Origin of the sequence: Streptomyces axinellae, from assembly GCF_039532135.1 — a bacterium.
GTDB lineage: Bacteria > Actinomycetota > Actinomycetes > Streptomycetales > Streptomycetaceae > Streptomyces > Streptomyces axinellae.
On record NZ_BAAARJ010000006.1, the window covers coordinates 22,790 to 38,614 of the forward strand.

Here is a 15,825-nt window from a genome sequence, read left to right on the forward strand (position 1 = left end):
GAGCACCTTGACATGCGTTTCGCGAACGAACTCCTGAACCGCCTGGAAGACCGCGAACTGCCGCTGCTGGCCTGGGGCGTCACCGAGACCGCCCTGTCGCAAGCCGAGGTGATGGAGACCATAGACCAACTCCTGCACAGCCACGCCGCCGCCCCGGTCGGTATGTCGGCGGATTCCCTGCTGGAGGAGTTTTTGCTGTGCGCCTTGCTGTTCGAGGTGCCGGTCCCGGTGACCTCACCACCGCGGTACCGCACCCGCCTGGCAGAGTCACTGCGACTCACGACCGGCCTTCGTCAACTCTTCGCCCAGGGCGGCTGGGCGCAGGAGGAACGACCCGGCTGGTGGCAACAGCAGCCCCGGCTAGTCGCCGACTACCGACTGCACGTGGCGCCGCGACGCTACCCGCGCCGGGACATCCCCACATCCGACGCTCTGCACCACCTCGCGCAGCTTCCCCACTGGGGCGATGTACAACAGCGCGTGGCGGCAGCCCAGTTGCAGGGCCGTGAGCTGGCTCAGTTCCAGCTGGATGCCACCTCATCGGTGTACGCCTCGCTCAGCGCCGGGCTGTCCAAGGGAATCATCGTCGGCGCCGGCACCGGCAGCGGGAAGACCCTCTCGTTCTATCTGCCTGCCTTCGCGGCAATGGCTGAACTCGCCCACCGCGGAAGGGCGAAGCGTGTCCACACACTGGCCCTCTATCCACGCAAGGAACTCCTGCGCGACCAGTTGCGGGAGTCGGTCCGCTCTGTTGACGCCGTCAAGCCGGCTCTGCATGCCAGTGGACGACGCCTGATCCGTATTGGCGCGCTTTACGGCGACACCCCCTGGACCGTCCGTGACCAGCGGCTGGAACCGGGCTCGAAACTCGCCACCGCCTGGAAACGCACCCCCCAAGGCGTCGTCTGCCCGTACCTGCCCTGCCCTGCTGCTGCCTGCGGCACGGGGGAACTGCAGTGGACCGACGCAGACCGCAGGCAAGGCCGTGAGCGACTGACCTGTATCCGATGCGGATACACACTGGATGAGGGGCGCCTTGCCCTCACCCGGGACTCCCTGAAGAAGAACCCGCCTGATCTGCTGTTCACCACCACAGAGATGCTGAACCGCTGCAGCGGAGACAGCTACCTGGAGTGGCTGCTCGGCTGGCGCGGCAGCAGCACCGCTCCCTCCCTCGTGCTCCTGGACGAAGTCCACACCTACAGCGGCGTACACGGCGCGCAAGTAGCACTGCTTCTGCGCCGTTGGCGCGAGGCAGCGCGCCGCCCCATGACATTTGTGGGGCTCTCGGCGACCCTGACCGATGCACAGCGGTTCTTCGCCCAGTTGGTCGGTCTGCGCTCCGGCGACGTGGACTCCATCGAACCGGACGACGCAACCATGGAGTTCGAAGGCCGTGAGTACGCGCTGGCACTTCGCGGTGACCCGGTCTCCGGGACGAGCCTGCTGTCCACCTCGATTCAGACGGCCATGCTCCACGGCCGCATGCTGGACCTGAACGCAAGCAAGTTCCTCTACGGCTCGACGGGCTTCTTGTTCACAGACGACCTCGACGTCACCAACCGCTTCTACAACGATCTACGCGACGCGGAGGGCGGCCAGGATCGGTCGGGTCGCCGACGCAACGGCCGTAAGTCCGTACTTGCCGGGCTGCGCTCCTCCGAACGGGACGAGCACGCCGCCCGCTATGTGGATGGCCAGTCGTGGGACATCGTCGAGAAAATCGGGCACGACCTCGACCCCACCCTGCAACTGCATCACCTGCACGTCGGCCGTACCTCCTCGCAGGATGTCGGAGTCGACCACGAGGCGAACCTGACCGTGGCGACAGCGTCACTCGAAGTGGGCTTCAACGATCCCCGGGTAGGCCTGGTGCTACAGCACAAGGCCCCCCGCGACGCAGCAGCGTTCATTCAGCGTCGGGGCCGCGCAGGCCGCGAACGCGGTAGCCGCCCCATCACGGTCGTCACTCTGTCGGACTACGGACGCGACCGGCTCGCCTACCAGGCATACGAGACGCTGTTCGCCCCACAGGTCCCCGCTCGCAATCTGCCCATCGGCAACCGCTACGTACTCAAAATCCAGGCCACTCAAGCTCTGCTGGACTGGACGGCCGGCAAGCTCCGCCACCGGAAACTGTCGGCCGACCCGCGAAAGATTCTCCGCGCCCCCAACGGCAGGTCGGTACGCGATGAGGACCGGGCAGGACACGAGGCGCTGACATCGCTCCTGCAGGCGATCCTCGACGAGCCCGGCCTGCAGGACGAACTGGCCCAGCACCTGGCGAGGGCTCTGCAGATCGGCGCCGACGACGTCCAGGCGCTGCTGTGGGAACAACCGCGCTCCTTGCTGCTTTCCGTCGTGCCGACCGCGTTGCGGCGGCTGCGCAGCAACTGGAAATCCCGGCGCGTCGATCCGGGGGCAAAGGAAGGAACGCTTCTCCCCGAGTTCCTCACCCGCTCGCTCTTCGAGCCGCTGAACCTGCCCGAGGTCGAACTGCGCCTGCCCTTCGATGCGAACGAGGCCCTGGAACAGCTTCCGATCGCCAGGGCGCTCCGCGAAGCCGTCCCGGGCCGCGTCAGTCGGCGCTTCGGACATCGCCGTGATGAGCACCGCACCTGGCTTGCCCCGCCCCCGGCCGGCAGCGGCCTGCCCTTGCAGCAGATCGTTGAGCAGGCCGAACCGCAGGGCCTCTGGCACCCCGAAGGGTGCGCAGCGGAAGGAGTGCAGGTATTCCGCCCGACGCAGTTGAAGCTGGAGCAGCCGGGCCTGGAGATCTCCGACCGCTCGCAAGGTGTGCCTCTGTGGGGCACCCAGATCGTCGTGTCCGAGGAGGCTCCGCCGACACCGGCGGACATTCCGAGCCCGTCGCAGTGGCACAACTGCTTGCAGGCCGTCAGATTCGCCACCCATGCGGCAGGCAACCCCATCGAGATTCGGCGTATGACGCTGGGTGCAGATTGCCAAGTGGCACTCGAACGCGGAGAAGTCGAGTCACGCAAGGTTCACTACGAACTGCACGGCAATCCGGCTGCTCTGGGCTTCAGGCTGGGCGTGGATGCCGTACAGATCCTCCTCAAGCCTTTGGACACGGCAGATCCGCTGGTCAGGAAGTACCTGTCGTCCCCGCAGTGGCGGTCGCTGGCCTTCTCGTCCGCCTTCGCCGAGGACCCTGCGCTCGAGGGCGTGGCGAATCGCTTCCAACGCGCCTGGCTCGGACAGATCTACCTCACCGCCTATGCGCTCGAAGGAATTGAAGAATCGTGTCCCGCACAGGAGGTGCGGGCCCGGCTGGCCAACGGAGCATGGGCGAGAGAACTGCCACGCATCCTGCGCGCCCTTTACCGCGACAACAGCGACGCCGATCAGCCGCTCGACAATGCGCGACTGATCGACGGGCTGACGGAACTGCTGGGCGACGACCGGGTGATCGCGGCTATAGACCGGGCGGCAGAGTATCTGTGTGAACCGGACATCGCTGTCAGAACCGAAGAGTTGGCGCAGCGCGCCTATCGCGACACCGTGGCTGCAGCGATCCTGTCCGCCGCCCAGAGGGCTTGTCCCGATGCGCAGGACGGGGACCTGATAGTTGACGTGGTGCCCGCGGCGACCAGTGGCGGCCCCGCTGCCGTGTGGCTCAGCGAGACGGCCATGGGTGGCCTGGGTGTGGTGGAGCACCTTGTGCGCTTCTACGGGCAAGACCCCCGCCGCTTTTGGTCGCTTGTCACCAGCGCGCTGGCCCCGAGCGACTATGAGTATGTGGATGCCACGGTGACACGCCTGCTGCGCCACCTGGCGGATGAGCCTGCCGGTGATGCCGCAGAAGGCATGCGTGCGCTGCGAGGTGCTCAGGATGCGGAAACTGCCCATGAGGCATTGGAAGCGCTTCTGGCTGCCTGGGAGCAGTTGGACGGGCGTCCGCGTCGCACTGCGGTCTCGGCTCTGTCCACCCGCCTCCTGCGCCCAGGCTCGAACCCCGACACCGATGCGCAGGCTTTGCGCATGGTCGAAGCATGGGCCGCACTGGAGGACAGACTCGGCGTCGAGGTCGACGCAAACGTCATCGCCTTTGCCGTCGGCGACAGCCGGCTGGACATCGGCGGCAGCAAACAACTGACCGCGGATCAGGCCTTCAGTCTGCTCTGGCCGCGTGGGCGGCAGGCTCGCACACAGGATCTTCAGCACTACCAGCCCTACGCGCAGGCCCCTGTGCTGGACCGGCTGCTCGTCCGTGCGGCGCACAACGACGACGTGTCCGAGGTCGACGTCACAGCGAGCGATTGGGATGCGCTTTATCAGAAGGCCATGGCCGCCGGCGGAGTTGCAAATCTCGTCTGTCCGGCGGGTGAGTCGCAGGCGCTGTCGGAGGCTCTCATCCGGGTGCCGGCGCTGCGCGTGGACTGGGATGTGATGAAGGTATTCGGCGAGGTCACCGGCTACATCCGGCATCGGGATCAACTGCGTGTGCGGGTGGAGTTGCGGGAGGCGACCCAGTGAAAGAACTGACCCCCAGAACCCTGCGCACCGGTCCGCGGACCGGGCTGCGCATCGACTCGGCGCTGTCCGCCGTGCTGATGGCGGAGATGCTCAACCCGAGCAGGGAGGTATGGCTGGTCTCTCCGTGGATAACCGATGTCACCGTCGTCGACAACAGCCACGGCGCCTATGACGCCTTCTTCGGTGATGTGCCGCCGAGTAGTTGGCGGCTGTCCGACACATTGCTGCGCATCGCCCGGGGCGGGGCCCGCGTAAGTGTGATCACGCGTCCTGACCCTCATAACGAGGTGTTTCTGCGTCGGATCGAGTCCTCGAGGCTGACGGGAGTAAAGGTGTGGCGCGATCCTGATGTACACGAGAAGACTCTGTGTGGCCAAGAGTGGATTCTCACCGGTTCCATGAACTTCACGGTGCGCGGCCTGGCGAAGAACGATGAAGCGGTCACCTACAAGGTGGGCGGACCGGATGCCGGGCAGGCGCGGCTGGATCTGGCACAGCGGTGGAGGAGCGACTCGTGAGTCAGCCGAATGAGCAAAAGCAAGCGGCTCTCGAAGGGTTCCTGCAACGGTTTTTCGGCCCGGGGAACATGGTCTGGCCGGGCATGGACCCGCAATACCGCCACAAGGACCGCACGCTGCCCTTCGTCGAGGCACTCCGCCGGGGCGATGACGCGCCCGTTGTTCTGCCACGTGTGTATCAGGGCCGCGATCGCTTCGTCGTCTACGTCATCGCACAAGAGCCCGGTGAGCGGGCCAGGACAGCCGAACTGATCCGGGCCTTTGCCGGCCCGACCTACATTGCCTACGACGAGCAGGTAGGGATCCAGCCTACCTGGCTGGATCCGGATGACCCCGTCGAGCAGGCCATCCGCGAGTTCGCGGGCGAGCGAACCACGTTCCGTTTGGAGACCGGGCTCACCCTTGAGCATCGCCGCAATCTGGCCGAGGCGTTGGGGCTGATGCAGCGGACCCAGGCAAGCCGGCCTGCGCGGTTGTGGCGGTCGACCAAGCCGATCGGGCGGCTCCTTGCGGAGTTCGATGCTTCTCTTTGTGCGGGTGCTGAGACCGCGTCCAACGTGGTGCTCGAACATCTGGCGGCGGCGGGCGGCGTGACCGCGGCCAACCTTGCAAACCTGCGGATCAAGCGGCTGGACCGGCTGGGGCAGAGTGCGGCGATTTTGCAGCTGCCCGAACTGGTCGATGTCATCCGGCAGGACCCTCCGTTGCCGGTCAAGGAAGCGATCCTCAACGCCGTCTATGCACAGGTGCAGGAACCGCTCACCGTAGGTGACCTGCCAGTAGCACGGGCGCGGCTGGAAGAACGAGGGCGGTTCGTTCCCGCGTTGCTGCAGGCAGATGCGGGACTGCTGGACGCACGGGCGGTCACCGTGCTGCTGATGGCCGCCACACTCCTGGAGGACCTGCCGGCTCTGCGCCGTCTGGTGAAGACTGTGGAGCGTGGGAGCCAACGAGCCGAGCTTCCTTCGTTGGTTTGGGAAGACGCTCAACGACTCCTGGCCGACACCCAGGAAGCTGCCGTACCCCTCGAATCCGGGCCCGCTGCACAGACGGCTGGAGACCCTCCGGATCCCTCGCCGAAGGCGATCGATTCCTGGGAGGCTTTCCTGGCCGCAGTAGCCGCAGGCAGCAGTGAGGGCAAAACGGCAGTCGACGAGCGCGCTTGGACTGCCTGGGCTCCGCCGGCCGCAGAGGATGCAGCCCTCGCCGAGTTTCTGGACGGGCTGGCGGACCAGCCCGCCGACGAGGTCTGGCGAACGGTCGGCTCGTTCATCGATGCCGTGGGGTACCAAGCCCCGGCAGGGCGGACCGCCCATGCCTACATCCGCAATGCAGTCACCTTCGACCGGTTCGGCCCCGGTGACCTTGCCGCGCTCCAGGCGCTCGCGGAGATTGCCCTCAGAGCAGCCCCCTCGGCGCAGACCTACGCGGAACTGCTCGACGACATCGGCGCCTATCGCAACCGCTGGGTATCTCCCGAACGGGCCGCCATCGCACTGGACTTCGTTGATCGTTTGTTCCTGGCCGCCTGCCCCGACGTGGAGGCCCGCAGTAAACTCGCCTACGGCCTGCTGGAGCCGCTCTGGCGCCATCAGGGCCGGCTCAGCGAAGCTGATCTGGCCTTCGCCAAACGTCTGTCGAGAGAGCTCGGCATCGACTTTCCCTGGCGCGACCGGGCCGGGACCGGTGGCGAACGCGAGGTGGCACTCGCAGACTTGCCGCCCATGAAGGTGCTGCTGTACTCCCTGGACGAAGCCGTGCTCGCGCGGTGCGTCGAGGAGATCGAGCACCTGGCCCCCGCCGTCAGCGCAGCCACGGCCAGTGACCACGTCGGCAGTACCCAACTCCGCCACAAGGCCCGCGCTGCGGACCTGGTGGTCTTGGCCACACGGTGCGCGAAGCACGCTGCAACCGGCTTCATCACGCAGCATGCGCGCACCAAGCACATCCACTATGCAGACGGAAGCGGTTCAGCATCTCTGCTGCGGGCAACGGCGCAGGGTCTTCGCGCAGCGGCAAGCCAGTGACGCGCTGGTGGTCTCCCCAGCATTTCGGGGAGACCACACCCAGCCGCGTTGGGAAGGTTCGATTAGCGGCTGACCTGGGCCTGCAGATGGCTGCTGAGAAGCCGCACATCGTTGGCCGTGTTCTGCAGGCTGTTCCAGTGCCGTTCCTGTCCGTCGGAGAACTTCCAGGTGCCGGAGGTCCAGGCGACGTGGTCTTCCAGTCCGCGCAAGGTGCTGCGGATCTTGTCCCAGTTGACCTTGTCGAAGGGGACGTCAGCGGTGAGCCGGTCCATGACGAAGCCCATCGCCTGGATGCCCACACCATGGGTCAGCCTGGACTCCTTGGGGGGCTTGTCCCACGCTTCCTCGAACATGCTCGCCACGGGCGTCCAGAAGGAGAGCAGGTGCGCTAGCATCCGCTCCTCATTCCCGGTGCCGTCCTTGGCATTGCGATACTGGTACAGCGCCCCCTCGTAGATGCTGTGCTCCAGCATCTTCAGGACGCTGTTGTCCTTGATGTTGCCGCCGGGCGAGGTCGGGCTGCTGATTCTCCCGGCGAAAGGCCCGTCGCTCATGTTCAGCATGACCATCAGCTTCGCGGCAAGTTGCCGTCGCGCGTAGGAACGCGGCAGTTGTCCGGTGGTCTCCGGCAGCAGTTCGTACACCAGGCCCTTGGGCAGCGGCTTGGTCGAGTTGACCAGGATGAACTGCGAGCGCTGCTCCTCCTGGGAGGCGATGAAGCCCACGGCTGCGACGGGGAACTCGGCGAGGTCGGCGTCCCTGATGGCAGCACTGCGCTGCTGGCCGTCGACAAGCCAGGCGGGCCGTTCTTCCTCGGACAGCGACTCGTCGACGGGGATGAGCAACTCGCCGGGAACGGAGTAGCCAACGTGCTTGGAGGGGCTGCCCGCAACGAACTCCACCCGCTCGTCGAAGGCCAGGACCACGGCGTTGGGCAGCATGGCCCCGTCCGACTCGAGGTAGCGGCGAATGGCCCGAATGTGGCTGAGGGCCTCCGGCCGCTGGTATCCCTGAAGTTGCTTCTCATTGTTGCGGCTGATCCGGGAGACGGCGGTGAAGTCATGCAACTTCTTCCCGTCGACCGCGAAGCAATAAATCTGCTTATCGCCTTGATTTACTTGCAGGGCAGGGAGTCGCAACGTGTATCGGTCGGCCACATCATCTCCTAGTGGACAGTTCGTAGGCGTCAGAGGGTCGAGTGCTTATGTGAAGTTGAGTTGGTTCATCTTCGCCTGCAAGACGGTCATGTTATGAAAACCGCGGCGCTTGTTCCGCTCGGTACCGCGAAAAATCACAACCTCCACGCCCAACTCCTTGCAGATGAGACAGGGGCAGTGCTTCCACGGCCGGTCGCTCAGGGTCTTCGTGTAGTTCTCGTGGTACTTGGCCCACTTCTTCTCATCGACGAGCTTGAGATAGGTCTCCAAGGCTGTCAGAGCCTCGGAGAGCCCCAACTGCTCTTTGCCGTACTCGCGCAGAGCCTGCAGGCATTCACGCTCGGCCTTGATGGCAGCGGGCTGGGAAACCACCCCTGCCAGAATCTGACGCTTGAGCGTGGGATTTCCGTCGACCTGGGGAACCCGGATGGCCGTGTACGTGCCCTCGGAGGTATGGAAATTATTGCGTTCGTCCATAAATGCCTGCCGGAATGCGGACGTGCTGTCGAAGCTAGCCACGCCACGTTTGGAGAACTCCTCCATGCTGCCGATTCGGGTGATCCCCAACAGGTGCAGCGTCGTATTTGCCTTGTCCCGCACTTCCTCGATCTTGTCCAGGCAATCCATAATCTCATTCGTTTTGAGGGGGACCATGCCGCCGAGGGCAATGCGCTTGTATCCCATGTCCTGCAGTTGGACGACGCTGTCGGCGTAACTGGCTGGGCTCCACCCCTGCGCGGCACCGAAGGGAATGAGATTGCTCTTGCGGGCTTCGACGCCGGCGAGGAAGTCCTCCGCGAGTCTGAGTGAGATGCGGCGACGCTCGGCCCATGCGGGGTCGACATCGGCATCGGATGCCTCCGGCTTGTAGCCGAAGATCACATGGTCGATGCTGACACCCTCATCGAACTGGCAACCCTCATAAAAATCCAGAACTTCGTCGATAGAATATGGCGGAATCGTCTCGTCAATGTAATTGAATGCGCCACAATCCCCAAGGCTGTCCATCTCCTCGGGCAATCTGAAGAACTCGCGAACACCGAGCCGGTACAGTCGCTCCCTTTGGGGTGCGGTGTATTTTCCGGCGCCCTTGGCCGAGCCGTCGACGATGGCCTTACTGACCAGTATTCCCCGGTAAGGGGCCGGAGAGACGACCTGGTGTGCATAGCGATCGTCACGCTGGCGGACTCGGAAAGGGGAGTACTCGTCGTTGAGGAAATCGTAGGTCGGGCTGACTTGGTCCTGACTGTCCGGGAAATAAAACTTCACGACGTACTCGTCCTCGACTGGAAGTAGATGCGAATCAAAAGGTTCGAGAGAGTGCTGATATGGCGCGGCGTGTTCTGCAGTTCATCCCATGGCGTGTTGAGTTCGGGCCAGCGGCCCTTGGTCCACCGGCAGTGGGGGGCGATCAGCGCCAGTTCGGCCTTGGCGCTCTCGTAAGCTTCGGGCGATCCCGGTTCCGCGACGGCGAGAACCCGGTCCATGACCCGATCCATGAGACGGCCCATCGAGCGGATGCCAACGCCGTGCATGAGACGGCTCCTGGTCGGCGCCACCCCCCACGCTTCCGGGAAGGTGTCGCGCACCGCACTCCAATAGGTGACGAGAATGCTGCGGATGGTAACGGTGTCGATTGTGCCGTTCGAGAGGTTCTTGTATGGGAAAAGGGCACCTGAAGGTTTGAGGGATTCCTCGATGGCCGAGATGAGGCTGTTGTCCTTCACCACGGCGCCGGGCCGCTTGTCAGTGGTGGTTGACGCCTGCTTGATCAACCCCTTGAAGGGGGAGTCGGCATCCTGGTTGAGGGCGTTCACCAAAACGGACGGCAGTTTCTTGGCCGACAGTTTCGTCGGCAGCTTGGTGTGTACCTCCGGAAGAAGTTCGGTCACCAGATTGCCGGGCAGGGGCGACACCGTATTGACGCGCAGGAACTGGTCGCGCTGCACCTCGATGTCCTCAGCCACAAAACCTGCCACCATGACGGGCAGCTTGGACTTCCGGGTGCGCGCGAGCGCGAGACTGCGTTGTTGGCCGTCCACGATGAGGGCTGGCCTGGGGTCGGAAGGCGAATCCGGGAGAAAAATCTCCAAGGTGCCGATCGTCGCAAGGCCGTCCGTGCTGTTCGGCCCGCGGCTTCCCCGGAACCGCACGGAGGCGGGCAGGGCCAGGATCAGTCCGTTGGGGAAAAGCACATTGTCGCCGTCGAGGTACTCCAGAATCTGTTTGACGTGTTGCTTCTTCTCCGGTCGCTGGTAGCCGAACAACTTGCCCGCCTCGTCGCGGGAAATCCGCGCTACATCAGCTACCCGGTCGATCTCTCCGGCCTCGAGCGCAAACACATACAGCGGGATGTCCGGGTTCTGCTCAATCCGCAGCGCCCTGCGCTTGATGACGTCCTCTGTCACCGTTCCCCCATGCTTCGCTTGTACAGATTGGCGAACCTGCTCTGCTCACAGGCTCTGCCGTCAGCGCGCAGAACCCGCAGCAGCCGGGTGCGGGACAGAGCCGGCTCCTTGGCGGTTTCCCGTCGGATGAAGGCGATCACCTCGTCGTCCGACATGGCAACCCGCTCGTACCTCTCCGGTCGTGAAGTGGCCGCCGCCCACTGTGCCCAGGCAGTGCAGGTGACCGACGAGGTGAGTTGTCCATCGCGGGAATGCTCGAGCCACATTGCGGCCATGCGCACGTTCAGGCTCGTCAATGTCCCACCCAGCGTGGCGCGCAACCCGGCATCGGAGGGGACGCGATGGACGCCGGGGATCTCACGCACTCCGCCGATGAGCAGCGCCTCCCCACCCAGAGCCCCCAGCGCGAGGAGCTCCTCCTCCATGGCGCCGGCATAGACCTCCGACAGCGCCATCAGGACCGGGCCGCGTCGGCCCAACTCTTCCAGCGTGCCCTGCCCGGTTCGCGCCTGGAGGTGGCTCCACCACTGGGTGTTCTCTGCGGCGGAGGCTCCCACGGAGTCGGCATGCCTGATGCTGAAGGTGGCCGAGTAGGGCGGCGCCGGCTGGGTCTTCGGCTCCACCGGCTGAAGGCCCAGACCCGCCGATGCCACCCAGAGTTGCGCTTCGAAGCCCGCCGAGACTGCCACGGACATCAGGCGACGGGCCCGACTCCAGTGATCACCGCGGTAGAGCTCGGTGAGTGCGGGCAGGGCGGACCCCCCGCGGGTGATGGCGCTCTGGATGCGCTGGTGCCAGTCGATGGAGCGTTCCCGCACGCTGCCCTGCGGCAGGTTCCTGGCATACAGAGCTGCGTCCGGCGTCGCGACCTTGCGGTCGGTGCACGTAACGACCAGCGAAAGTTGCTTCACGCAGCTCGACTCCCGACAGTCAAAACTAGAACCATGTGGCGGTTACTCTACCTGCCAGTTCTCGCGCTAGGGTGCACGCGTCACACCAAGCAAACCAGGGAGTGAGGCATGGGACGTCCTGCGATCGTTTTGCTGAGCGGCGGTCTGGACTCGACCACGGTTCTGGCCATCGCGAAGGAGCAGGGCTACACGCCGTACGCCCTCAGCTTCCGATACGGCCAGCGTCACAGCGTGGAACTCGAGGCCGCGAAGCGCGTAGCCGAGGCCCAGGGTGTCGCCCGGCATGTCATTGCGGACATTGACCTGCGAGTTTTCGGCGGCTCCGCACTGACCTCCGACATTGACGTGCCCAAGCACGACTCCCTGGACCACGCCGGTGACGGCGCCGTACCCATCACCTACGTGCCTGCGCGCAACACGATCTTCCTCTCGTTCGCTTTGGCATTCGCTGAAACTGTCAACGCCAGTGACATCTTCACCGGCGTTACTGCGGTCGACTACAGCGGTTACCCCGACTGTCGCCCCGAGTACATGGACGCGTACGCCAAGATGGCCAACCTGGCGACCCGTGCCGGCGTCGAAGGAACCCAGAAGCTCAAGCTCCATGCCCCGCTCATGGAGATGTCGAAAGCGGACATCGTGACGGAGGGCCTGCGCCTGGGTGTGGATTACTCGCTCACTTCCAGCTGCTATGACCCCGACGAACAAGGGCGCGCCTGCGGGCACTGCGAGACCTGCCTGCTGCGCCTCAAGGGCTTCGCCGAGGCAGGCACGATCGACCCCGTGCAGTACCAGGACGCGTGACAATGACCTATCTGGTCAAGGAAATCTTCTACACCCTCCAAGGTGAAGGCAGCCATGCAGGCCGCCCGGCAGTCTTCTGCCGCTTCTCACGCTGCAACCTGTGGACGGGGCTGGAGAAGGACCGCCATCGCGCCATCTGCCAGTTCTGCGATACTGACTTCGTGGGAACCGATGGACTGGGCGGTGGGCGGTTCGCGACGCCCGAAGACCTCGCCCAAGCTGTTGAGAATGCCTGGCCTTCAGAAGCCACCGAACACCGCTTCGTCGTGTGCACGGGAGGCGAGCCACTCCTCCAACTCGACGAAGCTGCCATCGAAGCCCTGCACGCCAGGGGATTCGAAGTCGCTGTCGAGACGAACGGCACGCGCGTACCTCCGTTGGGCATCGACTGGCTGTGCGTAAGCCCCAAGATCGGCTCCGAACTCGTGGTCACCAAGGGCAACGAGTTGAAGCTGGTTTACCCCCAGGCGGGCGGTGACCCCGCCCAGTTCGAGGACTTGGACTTCAGCTTCTTCCGGCTCCAGCCGATGGACGGTCCCGACGTCGAGGAACACACCCGCGCAGTGGTCGACTACTGCATGAAAAATCCGCGCTGGATTCTCTCTCTCCAGACGCACAAGTATCTGGGAATTCAGTAATGGAAATTTTTCGCGAGTTCACGTTCGAAGCAGCACACCGTTTGCCGAAGGTCCCGGAGGGCCACAAGTGCTCCCGGCTGCACGGGCACTCTTACAAGGTGATCGTTCATGTCGAGGCACCAGTTGACCCCGAGGCAGGCTGGGTCATGGACTTCGCTGACCTGAAGCGTGCGTTCAGGCCGATCGAAGCACAACTCGATCACTACTACCTGAACGAGATCGAGGGCCTGGAGAACCCGACCAGCGAGGTACTGGCCCGTTGGATCTGGGAGCGGCTCCAGCCCGGTTTGTCAGGGCTTTCGGCGCTGACAGTTCGGGAAACGTGCACATCGGGCTGCACTTACCGAGGCGAGTGAGCATGCACGACACTCAGAACGAGACCGACTCGCGCGGTATCGAGATCGACAAGGTCGGCATCGACCGTCTCCGTTACTCCGTGAGCTTCGAGGACGGGTACATCCGCCAGGAAGGCGTCGCCAACTTCGAAGTAACTGTGCGGCTTCAGCGTGACCGACGTGGCACGCACATGAGCCGCATGGTCGCCCTTGTGCACGAGCATTTGCAGAGGTTCGATCCTCGTCAGTTGCCAAGTGTCCTCAAAACCGGGGCAGATCTTCTGGATGCACCTGCCATTACAGTTGCGCTGGCGATGCCCGTAAGTACGACTGTGGTCGCGCCCGCGAGTGGGCGTGAGTCAACACAGGTACACGACATCTGCATTGAAGGCCATTGGGACAACGGCGACGTCACGGTGAAGACAGCCGTCACCACAGAGGTAACAAGCCTCTGCCCGTGCTCGAAGGCTATCTCCGACTATGGCGCACACAATCAGCGAAGCCGAGTGACGCTCACCGTGACTGGCCAGGGTGACGACCCATATCCTCTGCCGGTTCGGAGCGCCGTGCGGCTGCTGTCGTCGTCCGCTTCAGCGCCGGTGGTGCCGCTGGTCAAACGCACCGATGAACGAGTCCTGACCATGCAGGCGTACAACCAACCAGTGTTTGTCGAGGACATGGCCCGCGCAGTCAGCGCAAAGTGCTTGGACCGGGGTCTCCGGTACGCGGTCAGCATCCGTAACCTGGAGAGTATCCACAGCCACGACGCCGTCGCCTACGTCGCTGGTTAGCTGTCAGGCCCACGGGAGACGACGCGCATAGCGCTTTGGCCCGTTTCCTATGCATTGCAGAGGAAACGGGCCAAGCTCATGCCCACCTGAGTCAGCGACAACTGCTCCCGACTATCGCCGTGATGGGCTGGTTCTCACGCTCCGCTGCTCGCAGCTCATCGGGTATCCACACCCACGCGCCTCCCCCAGTCCTGGAACCGCATCCGCTGGGACATCCCAGCCGCATGGCTCAGCCGTATACCAGCAACCAGGACCTGGCCGATTCAGCAGTTCATCGGGGTCCGGGCGCCGGGTCGGTACCCATATCGACGTCGCATCACGGGCGGGCGTACGCTGCGGACCCGGACGGGTTATGGTAGCCGCAGCGTCCCCCTGGCCAGCGCCGGAACATCGTGCGCTGAGCTCGACACCCCCCTCGGACACTCACCATCCGCACGTCGCGTGCGGACGCTTGTGGGCCGTGACTCAACAGTCACGGCCCTTTTGCTGTGGTCGTAGGTGAGCGTGAGCCCGAACGCTGCGTAGAGCGGGGCTTTGCGTTCGGGGGCGGCCTGCTGGAGCCGGTCGGTCAGGTTGCCGAGGTCCTTGATGATCTGGGCGATCTCCTCCTCGGTGAGCGGGCGGGCGGCCTTCGGGGCGGGGGCCGTCTGGGCGGCGGTGATCTGGCGTTGGGCGGCGGCCTGGTTGATCCATTCCATGACGGTCGCTGGGTCCGTACCGGCGTCGATGGCGGCGCGGTAGCCCTCGATCCTGCGCTCGCAGTCGGCGACGGTCCGATGGGCGGCTTCGAGCGCGGGGTCCGGGGCGGAGGAGGCCGTGGTCTGGGCCTGGTGCAGGGCTTTGAGGGTCTGCTTGAGGCGCCCGGGGGCGAAGACACGGACGAGCCAGGCATCGAGTGAGGGGAGGAGCGCGCTCTCGCGGACGTAGACGGTCAGGGGGTGGGGGAGCGAGGCGCTGTGGGCGTCTCGGCCGGGTAGCGGCAGCGGTAGTGCGGAAGGCCACGGTTGTAGTTGCCCTGCATCTTGCGGTCGCACTGGCCGCAGCGCAGGAGGCCGCGCAGGGCGTAGCTACGCTTGCTCGGACCGACCTTGCGTTCCACACCTGCGGTGTTGCGACGGCGTTCCTGTTGGGCCTGGGCCGCCTGGAAGTCGGCCATCGGCACGAGCGGTTCGTGGACAGGCTCGGCGGACCAGATCCACTTGTCGTGGGAGTTCCACGTCAGTTGGGTGCGGTGGCCGAGGGTGACATCGTCGATGTCGAGCAGGATCTCTTTCTTGTGCTGCTTGTTCCAGACCTGATGGCCGGTGTAGCGGGGGTTCATCAAGATCGTGCGGACGGCGCCCTTGGACCAGGCGTGGCCGGCGCGGTGCCGGTTTCGGGCGCGGTCGTGCGCTGAGGGGCAGAGGACGCCGTCGCGGGTGAGGCCCTCGGCGATGGCGTACATGCCGTTCCCGCGCAGGTACTCGCGGAAGATGCGGCGTACGACGGGTGCGGCGACCGGGTCGGGGGCGAGCTTGTGGAGCCGCTCGCCGTCGGCAGCCTTGGCCGGGTTGGGATGCGGCCCGGCGTCGGCGAGGAGGTAGCCGTAGGGCGGACGTCCGCCGAGGTAGCGGCCCTCGATCTGGGCCTGTGCGGACATCGCGGTGTGGCCGTGTTCTCGTATAGCTGCCGCCACCCGTCATGTAGCAGAACGTGATGGGGCTGGGGTGCGGTTCTGTGCTTTCCATCCAGGTGGGGCG

General features: G+C 64.8%; 13 protein-coding genes. 7 read left to right on the top strand and 6 right to left on the bottom strand.

Annotated elements, in window-relative coordinates:
• The first annotated feature begins 12 nt into the window (after positions 1 to 12).
• From dpdJ to dpdD, 3 genes are read left to right on the top strand one after another with little or no spacing between them, the layout of a single operon-like run.
• Positions 13 to 4,497: a protein DpdJ gene (gene dpdJ / locus ABD339_RS10330; protein WP_344564490.1), complete on the top strand. Its 4,485-nt coding sequence runs from the start codon at positions 13 to 15 to the stop codon at positions 4,495 to 4,497.
• Positions 4,494 to 5,015: a phospholipase D-like domain-containing protein DpdK gene (gene dpdK, locus ABD339_RS10335; protein WP_344564492.1), complete on the top strand. Its 522-nt coding sequence runs from the start codon at positions 4,494 to 4,496 to the stop codon at positions 5,013 to 5,015. Before dpdJ ends, dpdK begins: the two co-directional genes overlap by 4 nt.
• A complete protein-coding gene (gene dpdD, locus ABD339_RS10340) occupies positions 5,012 to 7,042 on the top strand; it encodes a protein DpdD (RefSeq protein ID WP_344564494.1) in 2,031 nt (676 codons plus the stop codon). Before dpdK ends, dpdD begins: the two co-directional genes overlap by 4 nt.
• 62 nt (positions 7,043 to 7,104) lie before the next feature.
• Here dpdD and dbpB (ABD339_RS10345) read toward each other — a convergent pair whose 3' ends face one another.
• Genes dbpB (ABD339_RS10345) through ABD339_RS10360 form a run of 4 tightly spaced genes read right to left on the bottom strand, consistent with a single transcriptional unit; the run spans position 7,105 to position 11,518 of the window.
• Positions 7,105 to 8,199, bottom strand: a complete 1,095-nt coding sequence (gene dbpB / locus ABD339_RS10345) for a DGQHR domain-containing protein DpdB (RefSeq protein ID WP_344564496.1) — start codon at positions 8,197 to 8,199, stop codon at positions 7,105 to 7,107.
• Positions 8,200 to 8,244: 45 nt separating this feature from the next.
• Entirely contained in the window at positions 8,245 to 9,468 is a 1,224-nt protein-coding gene (gene dpdA / locus ABD339_RS10350; RefSeq protein WP_344564498.1) for a tRNA-guanine transglycosylase DpdA, read from the bottom strand.
• A complete protein-coding gene (gene dbpB, locus ABD339_RS10355; protein WP_344564500.1) occupies positions 9,465 to 10,607 on the bottom strand; it encodes a DGQHR domain-containing protein DpdB in 1,143 nt (380 codons plus the stop codon). The genes dpdA and dbpB (ABD339_RS10355) overlap by 4 nt, the downstream gene beginning before the upstream one ends.
• Entirely contained in the window at positions 10,604 to 11,518 is a 915-nt protein-coding gene (locus tag ABD339_RS10360; RefSeq protein ID WP_344564502.1) for a hypothetical protein, read from the bottom strand. Before ABD339_RS10360 ends, dbpB (ABD339_RS10355) begins: the two co-directional genes overlap by 4 nt.
• A 108-nt stretch (positions 11,519 to 11,626) precedes the next feature.
• Here ABD339_RS10360 and queC point away from each other — a divergent pair, with 108 nt between their 5' ends.
• The 4 genes from queC to ABD339_RS10380 are packed head-to-tail and all read left to right on the top strand — an operon-like array spanning position 11,627 to position 14,086.
• Positions 11,627 to 12,322, top strand: a complete 696-nt coding sequence (gene queC / locus ABD339_RS10365) for a 7-cyano-7-deazaguanine synthase QueC (protein WP_344564504.1) — start codon at positions 11,627 to 11,629, stop codon at positions 12,320 to 12,322.
• A gap of 2 nt (positions 12,323 to 12,324) precedes the next feature.
• Complete coding sequence (queE, locus tag ABD339_RS10370) at positions 12,325 to 12,960, top strand: 7-carboxy-7-deazaguanine synthase (RefSeq protein ID WP_344564506.1); 636 nt, start codon at positions 12,325 to 12,327, stop codon at positions 12,958 to 12,960.
• The gene (gene queD / locus ABD339_RS10375) at positions 12,960 to 13,316 is read left to right on the top strand and encodes a 6-carboxytetrahydropterin synthase QueD (RefSeq protein WP_344564508.1); all 357 of its coding nucleotides are present in this window, start codon (positions 12,960 to 12,962) and stop codon (positions 13,314 to 13,316) included. The genes queE and queD overlap by 1 nt, the downstream gene beginning before the upstream one ends.
• Before the next feature lie 2 nt (positions 13,317 to 13,318).
• On the top strand, positions 13,319 to 14,086 hold the full coding sequence (locus tag ABD339_RS10380) for a GTP cyclohydrolase I FolE2 (protein ID WP_344564510.1): 768 nt from the start codon (positions 13,319 to 13,321) through the stop codon (positions 14,084 to 14,086).
• A 350-nt stretch (positions 14,087 to 14,436) separates the two neighbouring features.
• Here ABD339_RS10380 and ABD339_RS10385 read toward each other — a convergent pair whose 3' ends face one another.
• Positions 14,437 to 15,120, bottom strand: a complete 684-nt coding sequence (locus ABD339_RS10385) for a hypothetical protein (protein ID WP_344564512.1) — start codon at positions 15,118 to 15,120, stop codon at positions 14,437 to 14,439.
• The gene (locus ABD339_RS10390) at positions 15,018 to 15,725 is read right to left on the bottom strand and encodes a recombinase family protein (RefSeq protein ID WP_344564514.1); all 708 of its coding nucleotides are present in this window, start codon (positions 15,723 to 15,725) and stop codon (positions 15,018 to 15,020) included. The genes ABD339_RS10385 and ABD339_RS10390 overlap by 103 nt, the downstream gene beginning before the upstream one ends.
• Positions 15,726 to 15,825: the final 100 nt, after the last annotated feature.